This window comes from Streptomyces sp. NPDC102274 (assembly GCF_044766385.1).
Lineage (GTDB): Bacteria > Actinomycetota > Actinomycetes > Streptomycetales > Streptomycetaceae > Streptomyces.
In genome coordinates this window covers 64,287-78,554 of record NZ_JBIWLW010000022.1, presented here as the reverse complement: position 1 = coordinate 78,554, position 14,268 = coordinate 64,287, and the positions used below count along the sequence as shown (strand labels likewise).

14 protein-coding genes are annotated in these 14,268 nt (G+C 70.4%); 9 read left to right on the top strand and 5 right to left on the bottom strand.

All coding sequences use genetic code 11. The features are described 5' to 3' along the window. Positions 1 to 150: 150 nt before the first annotated feature. Positions 151 to 1,779: a putative glycoside hydrolase gene (locus tag ACIRQP_RS26770; protein ID WP_403893692.1), complete on the bottom strand. Its 1,629-nt coding sequence runs from the start codon at positions 1,777 to 1,779 to the stop codon at positions 151 to 153. A 211-nt stretch (positions 1,780 to 1,990) separates the two neighbouring features. Between ACIRQP_RS26770 and ACIRQP_RS26765 the strand changes: the two genes are divergently transcribed. Continuing rightward, positions 1,991 to 2,995: a polysaccharide deacetylase family protein gene (locus ACIRQP_RS26765; protein WP_403893691.1), complete on the top strand. Its 1,005-nt coding sequence runs from the start codon at positions 1,991 to 1,993 to the stop codon at positions 2,993 to 2,995. 308 nt (positions 2,996 to 3,303) lie between these two features. On the opposite strand, the gene ACIRQP_RS26760 is transcribed toward ACIRQP_RS26765, so the two are convergent. Then, on the bottom strand, positions 3,304 to 3,966 hold the full coding sequence (locus tag ACIRQP_RS26760) for a response regulator (RefSeq protein WP_403893690.1): 663 nt from the start codon (positions 3,964 to 3,966) through the stop codon (positions 3,304 to 3,306). Next, complete coding sequence (locus ACIRQP_RS26755; protein ID WP_403893689.1) at positions 3,963 to 5,138, bottom strand: sensor histidine kinase; 1,176 nt, start codon at positions 5,136 to 5,138, stop codon at positions 3,963 to 3,965. The genes ACIRQP_RS26760 and ACIRQP_RS26755 overlap by 4 nt, the downstream gene beginning before the upstream one ends. A gap of 207 nt (positions 5,139 to 5,345) precedes the next feature. Between ACIRQP_RS26755 and ACIRQP_RS26750 the strand changes: the two genes are divergently transcribed. Together ACIRQP_RS26750 and ACIRQP_RS26745 are read left to right on the top strand one after the other, a co-directional pair. After that, the gene (locus ACIRQP_RS26750) at positions 5,346 to 6,266 is read left to right on the top strand and encodes an ATP-binding cassette domain-containing protein (protein ID WP_403893688.1); all 921 of its coding nucleotides are present in this window, start codon (positions 5,346 to 5,348) and stop codon (positions 6,264 to 6,266) included. Then, positions 6,263 to 7,117, top strand: a complete 855-nt coding sequence (locus ACIRQP_RS26745) for an ABC transporter permease (protein WP_403893687.1) — start codon at positions 6,263 to 6,265, stop codon at positions 7,115 to 7,117. Before ACIRQP_RS26750 ends, ACIRQP_RS26745 begins: the two co-directional genes overlap by 4 nt. 77 nt (positions 7,118 to 7,194) lie before the next feature. Here the strand turns inward: ACIRQP_RS26745 and ACIRQP_RS26740 are convergent, their stop codons facing one another. Together ACIRQP_RS26740 and ACIRQP_RS26735 are read right to left on the bottom strand one after the other, a co-directional pair. Beyond that, the gene (locus tag ACIRQP_RS26740; protein WP_403893686.1) at positions 7,195 to 7,656 is read right to left on the bottom strand and encodes a VOC family protein; all 462 of its coding nucleotides are present in this window, start codon (positions 7,654 to 7,656) and stop codon (positions 7,195 to 7,197) included. A 210-nt stretch (positions 7,657 to 7,866) separates the two neighbouring features. Beyond that, positions 7,867 to 8,463 carry a TetR/AcrR family transcriptional regulator gene (locus ACIRQP_RS26735; protein ID WP_403893685.1) on the bottom strand — a complete coding sequence of 199 codons (597 nt, stop codon included), beginning with the start codon at positions 8,461 to 8,463 and terminating at the stop codon, positions 7,867 to 7,869. Positions 8,464 to 8,610: 147 nt separating this feature from the next. Here ACIRQP_RS26735 and ACIRQP_RS26730 point away from each other — a divergent pair, with 147 nt between their 5' ends. The 6 genes from ACIRQP_RS26730 (at position 8,611) to ACIRQP_RS26705 (ending at position 14,268) form a co-directional block, all read left to right on the top strand. Then, entirely contained in the window at positions 8,611 to 9,696 is a 1,086-nt protein-coding gene (locus tag ACIRQP_RS26730) for an aldo/keto reductase (RefSeq protein ID WP_403893684.1), read from the top strand. Between the two features lie 360 nt (positions 9,697 to 10,056). Further along, positions 10,057 to 10,440, top strand: a complete 384-nt coding sequence (locus ACIRQP_RS26725; RefSeq protein ID WP_403893683.1) for a hypothetical protein — start codon at positions 10,057 to 10,059, stop codon at positions 10,438 to 10,440. Between the two features lie 24 nt (positions 10,441 to 10,464). Continuing rightward, complete coding sequence (locus tag ACIRQP_RS26720; protein WP_403893682.1) at positions 10,465 to 10,815, top strand: hypothetical protein; 351 nt, start codon at positions 10,465 to 10,467, stop codon at positions 10,813 to 10,815. A 21-nt stretch (positions 10,816 to 10,836) separates the two neighbouring features. Beyond that, positions 10,837 to 11,910: a hypothetical protein gene (locus ACIRQP_RS26715; protein WP_403893681.1), complete on the top strand. Its 1,074-nt coding sequence runs from the start codon at positions 10,837 to 10,839 to the stop codon at positions 11,908 to 11,910. A gap of 76 nt (positions 11,911 to 11,986) precedes the next feature. Next, the gene (locus tag ACIRQP_RS26710) at positions 11,987 to 13,006 is read left to right on the top strand and encodes a hypothetical protein (RefSeq protein ID WP_403893680.1); all 1,020 of its coding nucleotides are present in this window, start codon (positions 11,987 to 11,989) and stop codon (positions 13,004 to 13,006) included. Beyond that, positions 13,003 to 14,268, top strand: coding sequence for an AAA family ATPase (locus ACIRQP_RS26705; protein ID WP_403893679.1), 1,266 nt, complete (start codon positions 13,003 to 13,005; stop codon positions 14,266 to 14,268). Before ACIRQP_RS26710 ends, ACIRQP_RS26705 begins: the two co-directional genes overlap by 4 nt.

The window sequence follows — 14,268 nt, the reverse complement described above, 5'->3', positions numbered from 1 at the left end:
GGCCCGGCAGATCACCGCGCCCGCGGCGTTCTCCGGGGTTCGCAGGCGGGCGTGCCGGGCAGGCACGCTCGCCGCGTGAGCATCTTCCGCGCTGCCGAAGCGCTTTCCGTGTGGATCATCGTGCGGACTGGACGGAAGATGCCCGCCGCGTCAGCGTGTGGCGATCTGCTGGAGCGCCGCACCCTGGTAGCGCGCACCCGCGTTCCAGAGGATGAAGGAGTTCATCTTGTTGGCCGCCGCGGCCTTGATCTGTTCGGCCACCTGGGCCGGCCCGTATTTGCTGCCCATCGAGAAGTCCTGGAGCCACGGGACGATCTCGGTCTGGGTGCCCTTCGCCAGGCGGCGGAAGTCGGCGAGCGAGCGCTGCACGATCGCGTACGGGGCGGTGTCGGGGTTGGCGACACCGTACTCGCCCGGCCCCCAGTGGGACGGGTAGACCATCGGCGCGATGTAGTCGCTCACCTTGACCAGGGCCGCGATGTCCTGGGCGATCTCCTTGGGCCGGGTGGCCGCTATGCCGAAGACCGAGACGCCGAGGTACTTGCCGTGGGGGCGCATCGCGATCCGGGTGTCGCCGACGAACGAGGTGATGGCCTGCTCGGGCGTCGCGGACCCGATGCCCGGGAAGCGCATCTTCGACAGCGGGCCGTCGGGGCGGCGCACGTAGTCGTAAAGGATGTCGTCGAAGCCGAGCTGGGCCGCCTCGACGGCGAGGTCCTGGTTGTACTTGCGGACCGTGGGGTCGGCGAAGTTGGTGAAGGCCAGGTTTCCGTAGTGCCCGCCGCCGGCGTACGCCCCTCCGTCGGGGGTCTGCACGACCTGGTCGCGCTTGCCGGCCTTCCAGGCCGCCGTGGCGAGCTTGGGGTCGCGGAAGGCGACGATGCGGCCGATGACCTGGGCTCCGGCGGCGTGGATCTCGGCGATGGCCTTGCGGGCGTCGTAGTAGCCCTTGGCCGCGCCGATCTGACGGGCCAGCGCCACCTGGGAGGCGTACCCGACCTCGCCGTCCTCGTCCTTGACGTCCAGCTCCACGGCGTTGAGCTTGCCGCTGCGGACCAGGGCGAGGATGTTGGTGCGCAGGGTCTTGTCGGCCCAGCCGATGGCGGTGATGTGCGCGGCACGGATCATGGGGCGACGGCCCCGGGTCGACACGGCCTTGGCGGTGAGGTTTCCGGCGCGGTCCACGGCGGTGATGTTCACGACGGGTGTGCCCTTGGGCACCGTGATCTTGAAGGCCCCGGCCTTGTCGAGGGGAACTTCCTTGCCGTCGATGCTCACCTTGGCGTCGGTGGAGGCCTTGCCGGTGACGGTCACGGGGTCGGTGACGTTCTTGATCTCGGGGTCGGCCACCTTCAGCTCGGGAGCGGTGGTGTCCACGGTGAACCCCACGACCTCCCGGTACGAGGCGAAGGGGAGACTGCTGTCGCCCTCCACCACCAGGACGTGCTTGCCCTCGGTCAGGCGCGGGATGGCGAGTTTCAGGCGGGTGCCCTCAGCTGTGATGGGGACCACCGCGCCGTCGAGGGTGGCCCGCACCTTGTCCTTGCCACCGGCCTCCTCGGCGTCGATGTAGGCGCTGACCTGTGCGGCCTTGCGCCCGTTGAGGACAGAGCCGTCGGTGAGACCGTGCACGTCCGGTCCCGGCGCGAGGAAGGTCCAGGCTCCGACGCCCGCTCCGGTCAGTGCGAGCGCCACGGCTGTCGCAATCAGGGCGCGCCGGCGGCCCGGACGGGGGGGACGGTAGGAGGAGGAAGCGGCGGCGTGCGTTATGTGCTTCATGGCCATCATGAGGTCCTTCGTGCAGTGGGCCGGGTGGTGTACCTCCATTGATTGCCACACCTGCGTGGCATACCTCCTGTTCTGACCGGATGTCACACGAACGGCCGCTTATGGCCCCGGCGTGGTGACTGCGCCATCCAGGGGACGGTGCGGTACGGGGGCTCCCTCCGCCGGTAGGGATGGCGCGACACATTCGCCTTGGAGGTCCCTCATGCGCCACCCTCTCGTCCCGCTCTGCGCCCTGGCGGGCGCCGCCCTGCTCGCCTCGGGCTGTTCCCCAGGGTCGTCACCGGCCGGGGAACAACAGGGGGCCGCCTCAGCGGCGGCCAGTGCCGTCGCCGCGAAAGCCCCGGCGGAGGTCGGCGCCGACGAACTCGGCCAGGTGCCGGTGCTGATGTACCACCAGCTCGTCGCGAAACCGGCCGGCGTCTACGACCGCACCCCGGCCGATTTCCGGGCCGAACTGGAGCGCCTCGCCCGGGAGAAGTACGTGCCGGTCACCGCCCGGGACTTCCAGACGGGCCGTATCGACATCCCGGCCGGAATGCACCCGGTGGTCCTCACGTTCGACGACTCGACCAACAGTCAGGTGGGCCTCGACGCCAACGGCGCTCCGGCGCGGGACTCGGCCATCGCCATCCTGGCGGAGACGGCGAAGAAGCACCCCGAGTTCAAGCCGGTGGCGACCTTCTTCGTCAACGCGGACGCCTTCTCGGCCACCGGTTCCGCCAAGGCGCTGAAATGGCTGAAGGATCACGGGCACGAGATCGGCAATCACACCGACCGCCACCCGAATCTGGGCTCCCTGGACCAGGCGGGCGCCGCGCGGGCGATCTTGGGCGGACAGAAGGCGATCGAGAAGGCCGCGCCCGGGACCCGGGTCACGTCCCTCGCCCTGCCCTTCGGGGCCATGCCCAAGCCGGCCGATGTCGCCGCGCGGGGAACGGGCTACCGCAACGACGGGGTGTACCTCGTGGGCGCCAACCCCTCGGTCTCGCCGTTCGCCAAGAACTTCACACCCGGCGCGATCCCGCGGATCCGCTCCGCGGGACCCAAGGACCCGGACGCCGAGTTCGGTTCGTCGCGGTGGCTGGACAAGCTCGCCGACGGGAAGAACTGGTACGTCTCGGACGGGGACCCGAACACGATCTCCTTCCCGAGCGCCTCGCAGGACAACGTGGCGCCGGCCTTCGCGAAGCGGGCCCGGCCGTACTAGGCCGTGTCTGACACATCCCGCCTGGCTCGTGGCGTCTGGCACGCGCGCTCGCTGCGTTGTCGGGCTCGTCCACGTAGCTCCGCTACGAGGACGACCCTCCGCTTTGCGATCGCACGCACCAGATGCCGTGAGCCCCGCCCTCCGGGCGGACGGCGCTATGTGTCAGACACGGCCTAGGGTTGGCCTAGGGTCTGTCTTCGAAGTCCCGTCTGCCCCGCGGCACCCGCACGCCGGGCGTCGCGAGCCGGGCGGGACTTTCGCGACACGCCCTGGGGCGCGCGCGAGACGGGGCCGCTCGGCGGGGCCGCTCAGCGAGGCGGCGTGACCAGCCCCATCTCATAGGCGGTGATCACGAGCTGGACCCGGTCCCGGGCGCCCAGTTTGGTGAACAGCCGCGACACGTGCGACTTGGCGGTGGCCACCGTGATGAAGAGATCCTCCGCGATCTCGGTGTTCGACCGGCCTCGTCCGACCAGGGTCAGCACTTCCCGTTCCCGCTCGGTGATGCCCTTGACCGGCCGTGGGGAGTACGCCGGGGCAGCCGCGGGGCGCCCGACGAAGTCCGCGATCAGACGGCGCGTCACACCCGGCGCGATCAGCGCGTCGCCGGCGGCGACCACACGGATCGCCGCGAGGATGTCGTCCAGCGCCATGTCCTTGACCACGAAGCCGCTCGCACCGGCCCGGAGCGCGCCGTAGACGTGGTCGTCCTCGTCGAAGGTGGTCAGGACGAGGACGCGGGTCGTCGCCGGACCGGCGGTGATCAGACGAGTGGCCTCGATCCCGTCCATGCCGGGCATCCGGATGTCCATCACCACGATGTCGGGGCAGACGTCCCTGACCAGTTGGACCGCCTCGACGCCGGTGGCGGCTTCACCGACGACCTCCAGGTCGGGGTGATCGGCCATGATCACGCGCAGACCGGACCGCACCAACGGCTGGTCGTCGGCGAGCACGACACGGACGGTCATCGGGCCTCCAGCGGAACCCCGACGGGTTCGGGCAGCGGCAGTCGGGCCGCCACCCGGAAGCCGCCCTTGGGACGCGGCCCGGCGCTGAGGTGGCCGTGCAGCAGGCTGACCCGCTCCCGCATGCCTACGAGGCCGAAGCCGTGGGGCGAGCCGTTCCCGATGGCGCCGCACCCGTCGTCGACGACCTCCACGGACAGCTCCTCGTCCCCGTAGACGATGGCCACCCGGCAACTCCCGGTGTCCGCGTGGCGGACCACGTTGGTCAGTGCCTCCTGCACGATGCGGTAGGCGGAAAGGTCGATATCGGCAGGCAGAGGACGCTGCTCCCCACTGCGGCGCACGTCGACGCGTACCCCCGCGTCCGCGGTCGCCGCCGCCAGCCGTTCGATGTCCGCCAGGCCCGGCGCCGGCGCGGGCGGAGCCTGCCCCGGGGCAGCCGCGCCCGGGTCGGCCTGACGGAGCGCCACCAGCGTGCGCCGAAGGCCCGACAGGGTCTCTCTGCTGGTGGCCTCGATGGCTCGCAATGCCTCGCGGGCCTCCGCCGGCTGCGTCCGGATGACCCGGCTCCCCACCCCGGCCTGGATGGCGATGATGCCGATACTGTGCGCGACCATGTCGTGCAACTCCCTCGCGATCCGCAGCCGCTCGGCGGTCACGGCCTCTGCCACCTCCTGCGAACGCAGCGCCGCCGCGTGCTCGCGGCGCTCGCGGCTCAGCAGACCGATCATGCAGGACGCGGCCATCGCCAAGGAGGCGATCACGCCGTTGACCGTCACGTTGTCCCCATGCGCGAAGCCGCCGACCAGCAAGAGCTGCACGGTGAAAGACACGGCCACGGCGACGATCGAAGCTCGCCGCGTGCAGGTGGCGACGGTGAAGCCCAGGACGAGGTCCACCGCCAGATACGACAGGAACTGCCCCTGATACGACACCGACGTGGCCGCGGGGACGGAGCCGGAAACGAACACCACCACGGCAGTGGCCCCGAAGAGTGTCATGGCCAGAGCCGTCAGCGGCGCCCGCCGCAGCACACCGACGAGCAGGCTCGCGGCCAGCAGCGACCCGACACCATGGACCGTGCCCGAAGCCCGCGGCGCGCCCCCCACCAGCAGAACCAGCGCGACGAGGTACAGGACACCCCCCACCCGGGCCATGGCCTTCGATCTCGTCATCGGCGGTGGGCCCCGGTGAGAGGGAGGTCGCGATGCGACCCGCGCGCGGGGAGCGGGGGCGTCGGTGTGGCGTCCATGCCGCGAGACTAGCCAGCCACCGCCCGCGCGGCATCGGCCCGGGGACGTACGCCCCCGGGCCAACCCGCCGGCGCGATTGCCGTCCGCGGCCCCATGCCCGGACGGGGCCCTCCCGGCACGGTTGATCCTGTGATCGAAGTCAGCGGACTCACCAAGCGCTACGGCGGCAGGACCGCCGTCGACCATCTGTCCTTCACCGTGCTGCCGGGCCGGGTCACCGGATTCCTCGGCCCCAACGGATCCGGCAAGACCACCACCCTGCGGATGATCCTCGGCCTGGACGCGCCCACCGGCGGCACCGCCACCGTCAGCGGCGTCCCCTTCGGCAGCCACCCACGCGGACTGCGGCACGTCGGCGCCCTCCTCGACGCCCACCACGTCCACGGCGGACGCACCGCAGCGGGCCACTTGTCCGCCCTGGCCCGCGGCAACGGCATTGCGCCGCGCCGGGTGGACGAGGTGCTGCACGAGGTGGGGCTGGCGGGGGCGGCGGCCCGCCGCATCGGCGGATTCTCGCTCGGCATGAAGCAGCGGCTGGGGATCGCCACCGCGCTGCTCGGCGACCCTCCCGTGCTGATGTTCGACGAGCCGGTCAACGGCATGGACCCGGAGGGAGTGCTCTGGATGCGCCGCCTCTTCGGGCGCCTGGCGGCCGAGGGCCGCACGGTCTTCCTCTCCAGCCATCTGATGTCGGAGATGGAGAACACCGCCGACCAGCTCGTCGTCATCGGCCGGGGCCGGCTCATCGCCGCCGAGTCGGCACAGGACTTCGCGGCCCGGGGCACCCGTCTCGGCGTCGTGGTGGGCACACCGCGCGCCGCCGAGCTGGCAGCGGTGCTGACCGCCGCGGGCGCTTCCGTCGAGCCGGAGGGCTCGCCGGGCGCCGAGAAGCTCGCCGTGACCGGGCTGCCAGCGGACCGGATCGGAGCACTCGCCTTCGAGAACCGGATCCCGCTGAACGAGCTGACCACCCGGACCGCCTCACTGGAGGAGGCCTTCATGGAACTCACCGCCGACAGCGTCGAATACCTGGCAGGAGAGCCCCGATGACCTCACTCGCCTCCGTCTCCCCGGCCACCGCGCCCGCGCCCGTCGCCGAGCCGCCCGCCCGCTTCGGCGACCTGCTCGCCTCCGAGTGGATCAAGATGAGGTCTCTGCGCTCCACCCCGTGGACCATCACACTGATCGTCCTGTTCGTCATCGGGTCCGCCGCCACGGCGGCGCTGGCGGACTACGACAATGTCGCGGGCTCCGGCCCGAGCACGCGGCAGCCCCCCGACTTCCTGCCCTTCGACGCCTATCCGCCGGCCGGCTACATGACGCTGATGCTCGTCGCCGGCAGCATCGGAGCCATCACCGCCGTGAGCGAGTACAGCAGCGGCCTGATCCGCACCACCACCGTGGCCGTCCCCGCCCGCGCCTCGGTGGTGGCGGCCAAGGCGGTCGTCACCGCCGCGCTCTGGACCACGGTCGGCACGGTCATCTCCACCGGTTCCTTCCTGGTCTCCCAGGCCATCCTGAACGGGCACCACGCCGGGGTCCCGGTCACCCACCCCGGGGTGTTCCGGGCGCTGGTGGCGTCCGCGCTCCTGGCCCCGGTCTGCGCACTGATCGGCCTGGGCCTCGGCGTCCTGATCCGGCACAGTGCGGCGACCATGGTCACCAGCGCCTTCACCCTGCTGATGCTGCCCACGCTCTTCTCGCGGAGCGAGCGCTGGTCCGCCGACATCAACCACGCGATGCCGGTCACCGCCTGGAAGCGCCTGGTCCAGAACTGGCCACCGGATCCCGAATCCCTCGCGTACACCGCCACCGTCCCCGGCTCCTGGACCGTGTACGCGCTCTGGCCGCTGATCGCGGTCGCACTCGCCGTGGTCGTCGTGCGGCACCGCGACGTGTGAACGCGCCCGAGGCCGGCTGAACGCGCCCGAGGCCGGACGAGGCGTCCGGACAGGACAGGGCCGACAGCCGAGCCGCGTCAGTCCAGGCAGAACTCATTGCCCTCGGGATCGGTCAGCACGAGAAAGCCGGCACTCATCGGGGGAGCGGGCTCGTGACGACGTACCCGCGTCGCTCCGAGCGCGACGAGCCGGTCGCACTCGGCCTCCAGCGCCGCCATCCGCTCCTCTCCCAGCAGTCCGGGAGCCGCGCGGATGTCGAGGTGGACGCGATTCTTGGCGGCCTTGTCCTCCGGCACCCGCTGGAAGAACAGTCGTGGGCCGTGCCCGTCCGGGTCCTCGATGGCCGATCTCGTGTCGCGCTCCTCCTCCGGTACGCCGACCCGCGCGAGGAAGTCGTCCCACGCGGCCAGCGGGTCGGCGCCCTCGGGCAGGTCGACTCCGGGCGGGCCCGGGTGGACATAGCCCAGTGCGTCGTGCCAGAAGGACGACAGTGCCCGTGGGTCGTGGGCGTCGAAGGTGACCTGGATGTGACGGCTCATCGGGGCGCTCCGTTCGTGGCGGGTTCCGTGTGCGGGCAGAGGCCGCGCAGCAGGCAGACCTCGGACAGGTTCCGGTCGAGTGCGTCCGCGTTCATGGAGCCACCCTGACACCGAATGCGGACAGGTTCGGTCCGCTTTCTCTGGAAAGGTTCGCGGCATGGCCATGGGCATGGCGAGCGGTGACGGGCGGGGCTACCGGACACGGAGGAGTCATGAGCGCGTGGCCCCGCGCCACCCTTCCGAGCGGGTGACGCCGTCCATCAGCAGGTCGAGCAGCCGCTCGGCCTGCGCGCGCTGGTGGGCCGCCCCGGCCACGAGGGTGACACCCGCCAGGCTCATGAGGATGTCGGACGAGGGCACGTCCTCCCGGATCACCCCCTGGCCGATCCCGGCGAGACGGAACTCGTCGATCGCGCCGGTCAGTTGCTCGCGCGTCCGTGAGCTCAGCCGCTCGTCGTTCTGCAGGAGTGTCTTGAGTGTGTCGGCCATACCGTGCTTGGCGGCGAGGTAGTCCAGCACCTGGGACATCCACGCTCGCAGGGCCCGGTCGGCGGGCAGCTCGCCGAGGAGGTCCGAAGTCCGGGCGGAGAGCCGGGCCGTCTCGTAGCGGTAGGTGGCGTCGACGAGCTGCTCGCGGGTCGGGAAGCGTCGGTACAGGGTGGCGATCCCGACGCCCGCGTCCTTCGCGATCTGCTTCAGGGTCGCGGCGGCGCCGTCCCGGGCGAAGGCCAGGGCGGCCGCGGCGAGCAGCTTGTCTTCGTTGGCCCGTGCGTCGGCCCGGATCGGTCGGCCGGACGGTTCAGGCATACGGGTCTTCCTCTCGGCTTGCCATGTGGAGTCGACTCCGCTTAGGGTGGTGGCTAAGCGGACCCTGCTCCGCTTATGGGGAACGGTAGCAGGTGACTGCCGGCCGTTCCCGCGCACCGCCCCGATCACAGAAGGGCCGCCCACGCCATGCAGTACCGCACGCTGGGTAGTACGGGAGTCCACGTCAGCTCGCTATGCCTGGGCGCGATGATGTTCGGGGAGTGGGGAAACCCCGATCACGACGACTCGATCGGCATCATCCGTACGGCGCTCGACGCGGGCGTCAACATCATCGACACGGCAGACGTGTATTCGGGCGGTGAGTCCGAGCTCATCGTCGGGAAGGCGATCGCCGGACGGCGCGACGATGTCGTCCTGGCGACCAAGGTGTCGAGTCCCATGGGCCCCGGCCCCAACGAGCGCGGTGCCTCGCGGCGCTGGGTCGTCCGGGCCTGCGAGGAGAGCCTGCGCCGCCTGGGCACCGATTACATCGACCTGTACCAGGTGCACCGGCCCGATGCCGCGACCGACATCGACGAGACCTTGGGCGCGCTCTCCGATCTCGTCCGCGCGGGAAAGATCCGCTACGCGGGGTCCTCGACGTTCGCCCCCTCGGCGATCGTGCGGGCGCAGTGGACGGCCGAGCGACGGCAGCGCGAGCGCTTCGTCTGCGAACAGCCGCCCTACTCCCTCCTGGTCCGGGGCGTCGAGGCCGATGTGCTGCCCACGTGCGAGACGTACCGGATGGGGGTTCTCGCCTGGAGTCCGCTGGCCGGGGGCTGGCTGTCCGGCCGCTGGCACCGCGACGCGGCCGACCTGTCCAGTCATCGCACACGGACGATGCCCTTCCGTACCACGCTCTCCCACTACGACATGGACGTACCGGGCAACCGGGCCAAGCTCGACGCCGCCACCGAACTCGCCGGCATCGCCGACGAAGCGGGCCTGACGCTGATCCAGCTGGCGCTGGCGTTCGTCACCACGCACCCCGCGGTCACCGCGGCGATCATCGGCCCCCGCACCGCCGGGCATCTGCACGACCAGCTGAACGCCGCGGACATCGTCCTGGAACCCGCAGTGCTGGACCGCATCGACCGCGTCGTGGCGCCGGGCACCAACCTCAACCCCGACGACGCGGGCTACAGCGCGGCCGTCCTGGCCGATCCGAAGCGCCGCCGCCGCGCCGGCGGAGCACCAGGTGAGCAGCGCTCCGTTTCGGCGTCACTGGGCTGATCGGCTTCGGTGCGGTGCGGTGCGGTGCGGTGCGGTGCGGTGCGGTGCGGCTTCGGGGCCGCGGCATGCCGATGTGACTGGTCGAGATAGTTGTCACACGGAGCGGTAGCCGACCAGGGCTTTCAATCAGTTCTGATCGCTGTAGTTGTCACTGTTTGGTCGTTCTATCTGTCACTAGTGCTCACTTTGCGCTCTTGTTGTCACCAAGATCGGGCTTTGCCCATGGAAGAGTCAGCGGGCTGGTTCCTTGGCGGGGTGGAGATATCTGGGCTGGGCTCCGGCCGTGTACGCGTCCCCGTGGCGGCCGGTTGCGGTGTGTTGTGGTCGCATCGTTGCTCTTGGGCGGACTTACTCGTCCCGGTGGAGCTCGCGTCCGGCCGTGACGGCCTGGACCTGGGTGAGGGGTGGCAGGGGCGGTGGTCGGTGACGTGGCGGGCCGGCGGCGGGGAGGTCTCGTCTCCGCTTGACCGGGTGCTGCGGGGAGCTCTGGCCGGGCTGGAGCCGATGCGGGGGTTCACCTGGCGTCGGGCTCAGCGCCACCGTCCCGGGCTGCCTTTCTTGGCCAGTACGGGGCGGCTGCACGCCTCGGAGAGCCTGGAGGAGGCGAGACTGCTGCTGGCCCTGGACTTCGACGCTCAGGTCACGGAGATCGTCTCGCAGCCGCTCAGGATCCGCTTCACGTGTGCTGGCGGAGAGCGTGACCACACCCCGGACTACCTGGTGCGGACTCGTTCGGGGGTGTAGTTGATCGACGTCCGGCCTGCGGCGTTGATCAAGGACAGGGACCGGGAGTCGTTCGCGGCTGCCGCCGAGATGGCGAGGGCCTGTGGCTGGGGCTTCGCCGTCGCTGCGGGCTGGCTGCCGCACGTGACGGTCACCTTGGACTGGTTCTCCTCGCAGCGGCGTCCGAAGAGGGACCCACTGGGGGTGGAGCCGGGGCTGCTGGCTCAGGTTGATTCCGGTGTTTGTACGTTCGGCGAGCTGGCGGCGTCCAGTGCCTTCGAGCCGGTGGCCCGGGCCCAGCTTCTGCATCTGCTGTGGCATCGGAGGCTGGGGTTGAACCTGCACGAGCCGCTGGGCGACGGATCTGTGATCGCCTCGGGTGGGGTGGAGGGATGACCGGGTGTTATGGATGTGTCGGTGGGTTCTGAGCTGGTGCTGGACGGGGCCGAATGGCGTGTCGAGCGGGGCGAGCCGCACGCCGGACGAGTCCATCTGGTCGGGCTGGACGGGAATCGGCAGTCTGTGACTTTCCGATTCCTGGCCCATCACTCCGACTGTCATGTCTCGTCCCGGACCGGTGCCGAAGGGGCCGACCGGGGGCGCCAGCCCAAGAGCCTGCGTGATCTGACCCCGGGGCAGTTGAGGCTGGTCAAGCTGCGGTTCGCGCACTTGATGGAGGTCAACACGGGCTTCCGCAGCGGAGATCCGCTGCGGCCGGAACCGGGCGAGCCGAAACCCCAGTACGACCCGGACACCACGTTCCTGACCCAACGGCGGCTGGCGAAGGTCGCCGAGCTGGAGGCGATGGGCCGCATGGAGGCGAAGGCGCTGGCCCTGGACCAGGTGGGAGTACGCACGCTGATCCGCTGGGAGAACCGCCGGCAGAGGGACGGTCTGATCGGCTGCGCGGACGACCGGTGGCTGCGCGAGAGCGGGAGCTATCCGTCGGTCACCGCCGAAGTGCGGGAGGCCATTCTCGCGGTCAGGCAGGAGACCCGGCGCCTGTCGAAGGTGAGCATGGCGACCAAGGTCCGTCTGATCACCCAGTACATGCACGAGCGGTTCGGCACCGAGCCCGAGGACGTTCCCAGTTATCCGGTGCTGCGGCGGGTCTGGCGGGAGTGGTTCGGCACGGGCCGGGGGCGGCAGCGCAACGAGCGGGCCGCCGACCTGGTCTCCAACGACGGCTTCGTCCTGATCGACCGGCCTGGCAAGGTGGTCGCCCTGGACACCACGGTGCTGCCGGTGATGGTCCGCGAGAGCGTCTTCGACGAGCCGGTGAAGGTGCACCTCACGATCGCGCTCTGCGCCTACACGCATTCGATCTGCGCGTTCCGTCTGACGCTGGTGTCGGACACCTCGGTGGATGTCGCGATGCTGCTGCGGGACGTGATGCTGCCGCTGCCCATGCGGGACGACTGGGGCATGGAGATGGAGTGGCCCTATCCGGGGCTCCCGGCAGCGGTGGGTCGCCGAGTTCGCCGGGCATGAGGTTGCCGGGCTGCCGTTCTTCGAACCGGAGACGGTGACCACAGACCATGGTTCCGTTTATCGCAACCATCACCTGGTGCAGGTCCAGGAAGACCTGGGCTGCAACATCCTTCCCTCGCGTGTCCTGCGGCCGGAGGACAAGCACTGCGTCGAACGGGCATTCGGCAGTATCAGGTCTCTGCTGTTCGAGTGGCTTCCGGGCTACACGGGCATCGACGTCGCCGATCGCGGCGCGGACCCCGAGGGCGACGCGGTGCTGACCATCGCCGAGCTGGAGCACGTCATCGCGACCTGGATCGTCGGGACCTGGCAGAGGCGACGACTGGCCGACCATTCGCCGCACTGGGACCCGGGCGGTGACCACAGCCCCAATTCCCTCCTCGCCGCGGCCTTCGAGCAGGGCGGCTTCGCCCTGGAGATCCCGTCTCCCGATCTCTACTACAAGATCCTTCCCGAGCACGCGGTCAAGAAGATCGACCCGCACCGCGGAGTGAAGATCCGCGGCCTTTGGTATGACGGCCCGGCCCTGCGTCCCTACGAGGGCGAGCGGTCGAGCCGGGGCGGCCGTCGGCGGACCGCGTGGATCATCCACCGCGACCCCCGCGACAGGCGCACGGTCTTCTTCCAGGACCCGCTCACCCACGAGTGGCACCCCCTGCGCTGGACCGGCCTGCCGCCGGACGACGTGGTCCCCGCTTTCGGCGACAAACGCGTCGGCGAACTCCTCAGGAAGGTCAAGGCGGCCGGTCTGCGGCCCAGAAGCGACCAGGAGCTGCTGCCGCAGTTGCTCGCCCTGATGCACAAGGCCCATCCCGTCGACCGGTGGGCCACCCAGATGACCAAGTCCGAGCGGATCGAGATCGCCCGGGAGCGCGAGCAGGCCCGGGCCGCTGCGGCCGACCGTCCCCAGCCACCCCCGCCGCCGGCTGCGACTTCCCGCCCCCTGGGGAGCGTCGACGCGCGCCGACGCCGGCGCGAGGCGGCGCTGGACGGCCCCTTGGAGGCCCCGCCCCGCCTGGGCGCCGAGATCCGCCGCCGCAACCTGTTCGCTCTCCCTCCGGCCACCGACCCAAGGGAGAGGGAGGGGGAACGGTGACAGCGTTCCGGCTCCCGGAGCCCCAGGACCGGCAGACCGCGGCCGGCTGGCAGCGCTGGTGCCACACCCGGCACTGCTTCGTGCCGGCCCGGCGACTGTCCCGCGAGGAGTTCGCCCGGCTGAGCCCGGTCGAACAGGAGGACTATCTGCTGCACCGGGACGTGACCAACAGCAATCTCCCGCTGCAGGAAACGCCGATGAGCGAGGCCGTCTCCCGGGTTATGCGCTCACGGCTGAGGCTGGGCGCGTTCAAGATCAGGCCCTCGACCCGGCGCGGGCTGATCATCAACGGCGGCGGATGCCAGGGCAAGACGGAGACGGCCTGCGAGGTCGCCGCCTGGTTGGAAGAGGACTGGCGGGCCCGGCACCACGACACCAACCCGGACGCACTCGCGGGCACGCGGGACCTGCACATCCCCGTCGCCTACGTCCAGACCCCGGTTACCGCCAAGCCGAAGAGCACCTGCAAGGCGATCCTCGACTTCTACGGCGCCGACCACAAGGGCATGGACCTGCCGGCCCTGATCCGGGCCGTCCGCCGCCACGTCCACGCGCATGGCACCCGCGCGATCCTGCTCGACGACATCACCAGGCTCAAGCTCCACCGGCGCGATGACCAGGACGTGTTCGACATGATCAAGGGCTTCATGGACATGAGCGCGACACTCGTCCTGATCGGCGTCGACGTCCCCGCTTCCGGTCTGCTGCAAGGAGCGGTCCTCGATCAGAAGACCGGCGACTGGATCATGCCCGCCCAGCACGGGGCACCCGTCAGCCAGGGCGAGAGGACCCAGCACCTGCGGCGCTTCACCATGGTCAACCTCGGCCCCTTCCCCTACGAGACACCGAAGCAGATGGCGGCCTTCCTCAAACACCTCAAGGGCATCGAGGACCACATCTGCCTCTTCGACGCCGTCCCCGGCATGCTCACCACGGGGATGCCCGAGTACCTCCATGACCGCACGGGTGGCGTCGTCGCCCTGCTGGAATGCCTCATCGAGGACACCATCGAACTGGCCATCGGCAACAGTCACGAGGAACTGACCATCGAGCTCATGGACCAGGTCGCTATCAGCGTCGAAGGGCTGCCCGGCCGCGACGCCAGCGCGGGCGAGATCCCCGAACTCTCCCCGCAGCCCGCCGTCCCCAAGCCCAAGCGCCCCCGCAACAGTGTCTTCGACGACAAAGGACCACGGACCACCGACCGTGACACCGCACCGGGCGACAGCGAGACCGGCACACCTCACCAGCAGGCGGGATGA

Coding starts and splice junctions, on each gene's coding strand:
- ACIRQP_RS26765 (WP_403893691.1), top strand. CDS start 1,991: ATGCGCCACCCTCTCGTCCCGCTCTGCGCCCTGGCGGGCGCCGCCCTG.
- ACIRQP_RS26770 (WP_403893692.1), bottom strand. CDS start 1,779: ATGAAGCACATAACGCACGCCGCCGCTTCCTCCTCCTACCGTCCCCCC.
- ACIRQP_RS26760 (WP_403893690.1), bottom strand. CDS start 3,966: ATGACCGTCCGTGTCGTGCTCGCCGACGACCAGCCGTTGGTGCGGTCC.
- ACIRQP_RS26740 (WP_403893686.1), bottom strand. CDS start 7,656: ATGAGCCGTCACATCCAGGTCACCTTCGACGCCCACGACCCACGGGCA.
- ACIRQP_RS26755 (WP_403893689.1), bottom strand. CDS start 5,138: ATGACGAGATCGAAGGCCATGGCCCGGGTGGGGGGTGTCCTGTACCTC.
- ACIRQP_RS26735 (WP_403893685.1), bottom strand. CDS start 8,463: ATGCCTGAACCGTCCGGCCGACCGATCCGGGCCGACGCACGGGCCAAC.
- ACIRQP_RS26730 (WP_403893684.1), top strand. CDS start 8,611: ATGCAGTACCGCACGCTGGGTAGTACGGGAGTCCACGTCAGCTCGCTA.
- ACIRQP_RS26745 (WP_403893687.1), top strand. CDS start 6,263: ATGACCTCACTCGCCTCCGTCTCCCCGGCCACCGCGCCCGCGCCCGTC.